The following is an 8,843-nucleotide window of genomic DNA, read 5'->3' as shown; positions in this document are numbered from 1 at the left end:
ATAGGTGAAAAATCTGACATGGCAAAATCCTGAGCAACTTTTTGTTGCTCAGGTACTTAAAAAGTTATATTTGTAATAGTGTTGCGGAATTAAGGATCAATAGAAATGAAAAAGTATTTAGTTTGTATCCTTATGCTCACACCTATATTCAGTTGGGCACAATCCATTACAGGTACAGTGGTAGATAGTGATGGACAAAGTATCGTATTTGCCAATGTCGTCTTATGTCAAGCTGCAGACAGCACGATTATAGCAGGTTGTACAAGCGATGAAAATGGAATATTTTATTTTTCGACGGAAAACAAAGTGAAAATGTATTCAACTGAGATTTAATGTAAGTACAGTAAAAATTTCAATAGCTCGTCCACTTTTTTATTGTCAAACGAATAAATAACATTAAGGCTAATTAATATATGAGACAAATAACATTTTATTTATTGAGTATTGTGCTTTCTGCATTCATGTCAAGTTGCCATGATGAAGAGTTTGAAAAGATTTCGTGGTCTCAGGATGCTTTGGCACTGATAAAAGAGGGAATTAGTTTTACCTCCGACAAGACAGAAACCGTCCTGAAATTCACAACAAAGAGTTCCGATATTTCGGTCTCGTCAGACGAGGCATGGATTGATACTTCCATTTCACTCATTGACGGCAATGGAGAATTACGTGTTAACATTTCGGAAAATCCCGACATTTCGTCCCGGCAGGGCATTGTGGTTGTTAGCTCCAAAGGCGAAACAACCATTATTCACATTACGCAAGAAGGTATTCCCCGCGTTGTCCCTGAAAATAATTGCTACTATCTTCATAATGGGAAAGGAGAAATGAGCGTCAAGGTACAAGCCGGCTCTCTTCCAGTTGCCGAGATATACCCTGAAAACACGGATTGGATAAAGGTAGAAAAAGTTACAGCTGCCAATGATAATGAATACATTATAACCTTGACCTTTGAAAAAAACGATGGATTAGGACGAATTGCGTCTTTGGATTTTAAAATCAATAACCAATCGGCTGTTGATAATTGTGGTCCTTGCATTATTCAAGAGCCAGCTTCATTGGGCGAAAATGTGGAAATATCAGTTGAAAAGCCGGGAAGCCTTCAGGTTCTTTTAGGAAATGAAGCCAGCAACCTAAACCGCATACGTTCTCTTAAGATTATCGGCCCGGTCAATGGTCTCGATTTTCCGGTCATAAAAAGTTTATTATCAAATCAGGAAAATAGCTATGCACAAAATCCTGTAAGCATTGACCTCTCAGAATGTACAATTGTTGCCGGTGATAAAAATCCATTCGAGTATTACGGTTGGAATCCGTCAAAGAGGTATGAAGACATTTTCTTATATGGAGAAATTCCTTCCGATGTATTTACAAATGCGGTTAATCTCAAAGAAATAATCCTTCCTGAAGGACTGAAAATCATCGGGATGTCAGCTTTCAAAGGGTGTAAAAACCTAAATAAGGTTCAAATACCCAATTCAGTGGAGGAAATCAATAGCAAGGCATTCTATGATTGTTTGAGAATGGAAGATATACAAATCAATGATGATTCAAACCTTTCGTCAATAGGGAATCAGGCTTTTACGACCGGGTCTTTATTGAAGGATTTAACCATTCCCATGACTGTAATGACCATTTCCAGTGAAGCATTTCTTGGATGTTCTGTTTCACGTTTGCATCTTAAATGGCAAGAACCTCTTACGGTAAGGATTGTTCCTAACACAGAAGAATGCGCTCTTTTTGTGCCCAAAGGAACTGCTGACTTATATAGAAACACTCGTAATTGGAGTAATTTCAAAGAAATAGTTGAAGAATAGATAGGATAGATCCTAACAAAGAGAGTTGTGACAATGTTAAACAATAATACAACAGATTATGAAGAAACTCATTCTTACATTATGGATATGTTTAGGTTCGTTTTCATTGGGATATAGTCAAAGTTCAGATGAAAAAATAGCCGATGCAATGAATAATTCAGACTGGTTTGCATTGGATTCTTTATATCAAACAGAACCCAGAGATTCAATCAGCGATTTTTTTGAAATATATTCTCGTTGCCTTATAGGAAATAGGCTAAATCGTCCGGATGTTTCTATTCCTGCGTTTACGGAATTATTCAACACTCAGTCAGAAAATCTTGATCTTGGCAATCTACTCAATTCTTCTATGATGTTTGCAATGGACTTAAGCAGGATTGGAGATAATAAGGCTGCTGCAAAAATGTTATCTTCAACTCTTGACTCAATACGCACTCATCTTGATAGTACAACCATTGTAGGTGTTCAGCAATTTATCAATCAATACGAAGCATTATCTAAATACAATCCATATAAAATCACATTTGAAAATTCGGCAGGAACTATTCCATTTGAGATTGTACCTGTTGGTCCAGAAAAGAATAATTCGGTATTAATACATCTAAGAGACAGTTATATCAATGGAGTTGAAGCTGATATTACTTTTGACACAGGAGCAGGAGTAAATATTATTTCAAAATCATTAGCCCTTAAATATAATTTAATTCCACTTGAAGCATCAAGTACTGTTGGGGGAGTAGGTATACAAAATGGGAACTACGCAATAGCAAAGGAATTAAAAATTGGAGATATGATTATTACAGATGTTCCTTTTTATGTCATAAATATAACAACCAACAACGAAGAGGCAGACAAATATATTGATTGTTTCAATATTGTTGTCGGTAGCGAACTGATGTTACAACTCAAAGACCTGACCATTGATTTTGTTAATCATAAAATTACAATTCCATCAGTCGCTCCTAAACGAAGTCAAGTGTTCCCAAATATGTGTTTTTCATCCAGTATGAATTTATTGAGCAAGGGTATCGTACAAGGCAATAAAATGTTAATGAACATTGATACCGGTGATGCTTCCTATGGTTCGTTAGACAAAAGATTCTTTGAGAATAACAAAGAATACATCACTACTCATTGTAAATTAGATACTATCAGAGGTGCAGGAATTGGAGGTGTACATATATCGGAGTGTTATCGAATACAAAACATAGAACTTGAATTAGGGAATAATCAATTATCTGTACCTGAAATGGTAGTTTTATTGGAAAAGAATACAGGTGGTATATTATATTCTTATCAATGCAATTTAGGGCTAAAATCACTGATGCTTTTTGGGAAAATACGATTCAATATGGTTAATTTTGTATTAACGACATTTGAATAAGAGTAGATTTTGCAAGTAAGAAAGAATTTCAAAATATAGAATACCCCAATTAGCCTATTAATTTATAATCGATTATAAATAATTTAAAACAGATTTTAATATATGAGACAGATAGCTATATTGAGTAAAGAATTCCTATGATTTTTTAGTGAACACTAATAATTACGCTATGTTAAAGAATTTGTTTCATAGGAATTAGACCCCTATAAGGATTTATCCTCCTAGCCAGTAAGACACTAAAAAGTTTTACAACATAAGAATAATCTTCTTATCTTTATGGCACAAAATATGATGACAATGAACAGAGATGACTTACTGGAACTAAAAAAGCGCATGGAGAATGCGCTGGACAATGACCTGCTGGAAGACGAAAGTTTCGACATTAACGAATTTGAAGAAGAAGTCTGCACGATGGAACAGGACTTAGAGGACTACCTGCCCGCAGCACGCAGTTCGGAACGTAAACTGATAACCAACATTCTTCAACTGATAGCCAAGGTGAAAGACGAGTATGAGTTTTTCGATGCAGCAGCAGAACGCAGAGCGCTATTCCCTAACGGGGAGGATGATTACTGACAGAGTAAGAAAAAGTAAACTTACGCACTTCACTTTTTTCCCCTACCGGAGAAAAGACACAGCAACCACCAGATTGATCGCAATCTTCCTCGTTCGGCTATCACGGCCCATTGTTTCTTCAAAAAGAAACCCGCCATTGATACCATTGGACTCAATGACGGGCAACTTATCATTTTTCTGATTTTATATCATACTCACGTTTTATTCTACTTTCTTCAAGGATTCAGCCACATATTCAAATTTACCGGCAGCCACCACCTTGTACTGAATCGTCCAGGTTACCGTCGCACTACCATCGTAAATTCCAAAATTAATCGTGTAAATCACATCGATACCGTCTACCGGAGTGACAGAACCGTAAAGAGCTTCCAACGCGTGCGGGAAAGCTTCCGGCAGACGCTCCCACATCAGTTTCTCAATGTCGGCATCACTCATGTCATTGTAAGTACCCTGGCCTTTCCATGCACTCACACGGAAGTCAAAATTATTCTGATAAGCTGAGCCACCATAGTAATAATCATTGTTGCCATACCCTGTGACATATTCAGGATGATTTTCCTTTACCCAGTCCGTGATTGCCTGATAGAAGGCAGAAACTTCAGCATTTCCCTTCTCTACCGGCAAATCAATTACCGTGCTGGGGTCATAGTTCCACTTGCCATTTGTCAGCACAAACTGATTAGTGAGTACCTGCACTGTAGTAGTGGCCCATTTGCCAGCCTGCATCATATAAGTAGCACATTTCACACTGTTACTCTTTCCGTCATAGTATTTGTAGGCCACCGTATACTGATCTTCTTCCTGTGCATAAGGATAACGCTGTGACAGGTAAACAGGCAAATAATTGTCGGGGGCCATGGAGCTGTCCAAGTTTCCATAGTTGCTGCCCATAGCCTTATAGTCTGCCGCATCCAAAGAAAGAGCGCCGGTAAACAGTTTCCAATCGGTTCCATTGAATTGGAAGAGGTCACTCACTTGAGTCGATTTCAAATCGCTGGTTCCTGCCGCCTTCTTCACTACCACATTGTCAAGTTGCACAGTAGTCGTAGCATTGTTTGAATTGCCGTTGTAACGGAATGCAAAATAAACTTTCTTGCCGGCCAAGGTAGAAAGATCATAGTCACATACATTAGCCAATGTACCATAAGTTCCATCGGGAACCGGTATATTCACGGCAGACGTGATATCTGTCCACGTAGCGGCATCAATGGCTTCTTTCGTAAAATCTGACAGATTCTCACTGTAGAGCACTGACAGACGGCCACCCTCTGCCTTGTAATTTCCATAACAAGCATCAAAAGTAAGTTTCATGCCCGATTCGATGGACACAGCCGGCGTAATCATATAAGATTCCAACTCACCGTCATGCTTGTAAGCACTCTGCTGTATGTAGAGATTACCACTGTACGATTTGGCCTGCCAGGCATACGTACCTATGGTCGTCACGTTGTGCCATCCGTCAATGGCCACATTCTCACCGTTCGTCTGTCCGTCGAAGCCCTCGCTCAAAGCCGGAGCGTCCCCGCTCGGTTCCTGTTCCGAATAATTGTAGTCCACCAATACCATGTCCCCATTGGCTGCTTCCGGATACTTCGTTTTCAAGATACCCGGCACATGCTTGGAAGCACTTTCTGTGGGAGTAAAGAAGGTATTCTTGGCACCCTCCCATGCCGTTTCATAGTCCTCATTGCTGACACTATAGATAGAGGCTGCATTAAGCGCTTTCTCCGTAGCAGTAGATGCTCTCCGCTGGTTATAAGTAACCTTGATTGCAGAACCGTCATCCCCCGTATACCAGGTAGCTGCCAGAAAAGCAGGAATATATTCCGTGCCCGGCAATTCATCGGTAAAGGTCAATGAGGTCTTCAGTGCCGACAGTTCGCCGGAAAGGCCGGCAGCTTCGGCAAGCGCCTTGTTGGTACTGTTGTTGGCAATTGTTGCATAATCTGCATCCGTCAGAGTATAGTCTTTCTTAAAGACATTGGTAGGGCGGGTCATTTTGTCCAGTCCCTCAAAGTTATCTTCATTATAATCGCAAGCACCTAACATAAGCAACGATGCCATTGCGGGGATTATATAGTTTCTTTTCATAAATTCCACCAACTTTAGAGATTAAAAATTAAGTTTCAGTCTCACGCTGTAAGTACGGCCCCATGCGTAGAACACACGGGCATCCTTCCAGGTGTGTGAAGCACCGTCAATGGCATCCGTGATATATTCCTGATTGAATACATTGTCGATGTTACCATAAAGTGTCGCACTGATTTTTCCGATGTTGAAACGATATCTGGCGCTCAAGTCGAAAACATTTGCATCCGGCATCTTCCATGGATCGTCATACGACTTCTCTCCGTTGGCCACCAAATCATTGGAGTTGAACGACCATTCCGCATAGTTCCGGCCATAATAGTTCCAGTCTACACCCACACTCAGGTCTTTAGTAATCTTGGCATCCAGTCCCAAAGCCGCAGTAGTCTGAGCCGAGTTACCCACTTTCGTACCATTCAGATGGATGGTCATCGAAGCATGGTCTTCAGCCTGAATACCGGAAGCATGTGTAATCTGTCCCTGGTTTGTCCAGCTCTTTACAGGCTGTCCGGTAGAATCGTAGAAATAACCCTTGGCATCACAGTCCCAACGCCAGAAACCCATAGAGAACATACCACGCACATCCAGCCAGTTGAACGGTTTCGCCACGAAATCCAGTTCCACACCTTGGTGAATCGCATTGACCCCACTCATGTTGATGCTGATACGGTCTACAAAAACACCTTCGCCATTTTTCAAATCGATACCACGACTCATCGTTTTGTTCATCCACTTGGTGTGATACAGGTTCAAGTTTGCCGTCAGGAATTTAGAACGGAAGCCATAACCCAATTCCGCCGAGAACACTTTCTCATTCACCGCATCCGGGTTGGTCAGGTTACTTGTAGTAGACTGCAGGAAAGCGCCTCCCGAGAAGAAAGGAGCACGGCTGATATAACCGATATTGGCAAACAGGTTGTGATTTTCAGTCAGGTTGTAGTTCAAACCACCTTTCACTGTCCAGCCCAGGAAATTGACAGTTTCTGATTTCGCATGATCCGCATCATAGTAGAAGCGGTCGTAACGCCAGTAACCCGTATTCGAAATAGAACCAGCCACAAACGCACTCAGCTTATCCTTATTGTATTCAGCCTGCGCAAAGACCCCTTCCTGCACTGTATATCCATCGTAGTCACGATAGACCACATCACCTACCTGCAACTTCTGATTGACGAAAGCACTGCCGGCAGCTGCAGCGGCATTGTTGGCAACCAGTACATTCTGACGAGAAGAAGAGTCTATAAAATAGTCGCCTCCATAAAGATCACAAAGTTCATTGGTATGTACACCCTTATAATAACGGAAATCTACACCCCCATAAAAGTCGATATTCTTACCAAACTTCGTCGTATAAGTAGAAAGCAAACCAATCCAGGTATGTTTGTTGTAAGACTTCGACATGGCCATTCTGGAACCGTTTTCACTTTCCTGATTCAATTTATAAATCTCATCATAAGCAAACGTACCATCCTCGTGACGGAAAGTCGTATTCAACGTACCATAAGAAGCACCGTACCAGTTACTCCGGTCGGTCGATTCCAGCCCTTGTCCGGCATATCCATATCCATTACCGATAGAAGCATAAAGCGCTGTACTCAAAGATGACTTTTCATCAATCTGCCACAAATGATTCAACGAAAGCTGAGGTTTATGATAGGCATTGCGGGCAGACGTTTTTCTTTCCCCATTCAAGCCATAGCCATAAGTAGGATTATACTTATATGGACTGTCCCCGTTCATGTATTTCTTGGCAAGTGTCTGCCAGCCTTCGATGGTCAGTCCGTCGTTGTTGTTACGCTGGTTGTGCCACTGGGGAGCTCCGAAAGCCGTAAACGACAGCTGATGATTGTCATTGATACGCTTTGCAATGTTGATGAACCAGTTGTAAGCCTCATATTCCGTTCCCTGAATATATCCGTCAGCCCAAGTCTTGGCACCCAACAGTGTCAAAGCCCATCCCGACTTGCTCATACCTGTCGACACATTGAACATGATTTTATTGTATCCGTCATTTCCCATCGCATAAGAAACGGACCCTCCTTTCTTGGCCTCTACCGAATTGGTCACAATATTGATTGAACCACCTACTGAAGGAGCTGACACTTTGGAGGCACCCAAACCACGCTGCGTCTGCATACTGCGAGTCACATCAGAGAGTCCGGCCCAGTTGGACCAATAAACGCCACCCCATTCCATGTCGTTCATCGGCACACCGTTTATCATCACCGCAATATTCTCCGATTCAAAACCACGCATATTGATACGAGAATCACCGAAACCTCCTCCCTGTTTAGTGGCATAAACCCCAGGTGTCGATTTCAGAATTTCCGGAAACTCTTTTGTTCCCAATTTCTCCTCGATAAACACCGGTGCTACTGTCGATACAGCTACCGGAGTCTTACGGGCAATGGCCACGGAAGAAGTAATCACCACATCATTCAACATGACTGCATCGGGATGCATCTTGATGATTCCCAAATCGACAGAAGCGCCCTTCCGGGTAATCTTCTGTTTCAGATCTTTGTAGCCTACATACTTGAATACCAATGTAGAATTAGCAGCCACACTTTGCTTGAAGTAGCCGTCAATGTCAGTCACTGAACCTTGTGACAGACCTTCCACTATAACGGCAGCACCGACCAAAGGTTCGCCTGTTTCTGAGTCAACAAGCTGACCTTTCACTGTAGTAGTCTGAGCAAAAGCAGACACACTGCATACAGCCATCACGGCCATCAACAGGAAATGAATTAGGTTTCTTTTCATAATTCTGTTTTTAGTTAAAAGAATAGTGTTAATTGAACATTAATAAATGTTTCTTAGTGCAAAGGTAGCGAATATAATTCAAATAAATATTACATATACACGACATTTTTTAGGAAAGAAAAAACTTTTTTTTCATCAATTTGGTACATGCTTCCTTTACATTTCTAACTTTTTTCTTTTTCCTGTACAAAGCTTTCCTTATATTTACACAAACAATT

At 41.1% G+C, this 8,843-nt stretch carries 6 protein-coding genes; 4 read left to right on the top strand and 2 right to left on the bottom strand.

What is annotated here, in order from left to right; all coding sequences use genetic code 11:
- Window positions 1-105: 105 nt before the first annotated feature.
- The 4 genes from OCV81_RS14985 (at window position 106) to OCV81_RS14970 (ending at window position 3,774) form a co-directional block, all read left to right on the top strand.
- The gene (locus tag OCV81_RS14985; RefSeq protein WP_148330751.1) at window positions 106-333 is read left to right on the top strand and encodes a carboxypeptidase-like regulatory domain-containing protein; all 228 of its coding nucleotides are present in this window, start codon (window positions 106-108) and stop codon (window positions 331-333) included.
- Window positions 334-413: 80 nt separating this feature from the next.
- Window positions 414-1,814: a leucine-rich repeat protein gene (locus OCV81_RS14980; protein WP_148330750.1), complete on the top strand. Its 1,401-nt coding sequence runs from the start codon at window positions 414-416 to the stop codon at window positions 1,812-1,814.
- 58 nt (window positions 1,815-1,872) lie between these two features.
- The gene (locus tag OCV81_RS14975) at window positions 1,873-3,198 is read left to right on the top strand and encodes a retropepsin-like aspartic protease (RefSeq protein ID WP_148330749.1); all 1,326 of its coding nucleotides are present in this window, start codon (window positions 1,873-1,875) and stop codon (window positions 3,196-3,198) included.
- Window positions 3,199-3,495: 297 nt separating this feature from the next.
- Complete coding sequence (locus OCV81_RS14970; RefSeq protein WP_148330748.1) at window positions 3,496-3,774, top strand: hypothetical protein; 279 nt, start codon at window positions 3,496-3,498, stop codon at window positions 3,772-3,774.
- A gap of 201 nt (window positions 3,775-3,975) precedes the next feature.
- Here the strand turns inward: OCV81_RS14970 and OCV81_RS14965 are convergent, their stop codons facing one another.
- Together OCV81_RS14965 and OCV81_RS14960 are read right to left on the bottom strand one after the other, a co-directional pair.
- A complete protein-coding gene (locus OCV81_RS14965; RefSeq protein WP_148330747.1) occupies window positions 3,976-5,865 on the bottom strand; it encodes a choice-of-anchor J domain-containing protein in 1,890 nt (629 codons plus the stop codon).
- 21 nt (window positions 5,866-5,886) lie between these two features.
- Window positions 5,887-8,625 carry a TonB-dependent receptor gene (locus OCV81_RS14960; protein WP_148330746.1) on the bottom strand — a complete coding sequence of 913 codons (2,739 nt, stop codon included), beginning with the start codon at window positions 8,623-8,625 and terminating at the stop codon, window positions 5,887-5,889.
- Window positions 8,626-8,843 lie beyond the last annotated feature (218 nt).

Origin of the sequence: Phocaeicola fibrisolvens, from assembly GCF_025567125.1 — a bacterium.
In the GTDB taxonomy this organism is placed as follows: domain Bacteria; phylum Bacteroidota; class Bacteroidia; order Bacteroidales; family Bacteroidaceae; genus Phocaeicola; species Phocaeicola fibrisolvens.
The sequence above is the reverse complement of the archived record's forward strand: the minus strand, read 5'-3'. Positions and strand labels throughout refer to the sequence as shown.

Excerpts from the sequence above, each read along its gene's own strand:
- OCV81_RS14980 (WP_148330750.1), top strand. The coding sequence starts at position 414 with ATGAGACAAATAACATTTTATTTATTGAGTATTGTGCTTTCTGCATTC.
- OCV81_RS14960 (WP_148330746.1), bottom strand. The coding sequence starts at position 8,625 with ATGAAAAGAAACCTAATTCATTTCCTGTTGATGGCCGTGATGGCTGTA.
- OCV81_RS14975 (WP_148330749.1), top strand. The coding sequence starts at position 1,873 with ATGAAGAAACTCATTCTTACATTATGGATATGTTTAGGTTCGTTTTCA.
- OCV81_RS14970 (WP_148330748.1), top strand. The coding sequence starts at position 3,496 with ATGAACAGAGATGACTTACTGGAACTAAAAAAGCGCATGGAGAATGCG.
- OCV81_RS14965 (WP_148330747.1), bottom strand. The coding sequence starts at position 5,865 with ATGAAAAGAAACTATATAATCCCCGCAATGGCATCGTTGCTTATGTTA.
- OCV81_RS14985 (WP_148330751.1), top strand. The coding sequence starts at position 106 with ATGAAAAAGTATTTAGTTTGTATCCTTATGCTCACACCTATATTCAGT.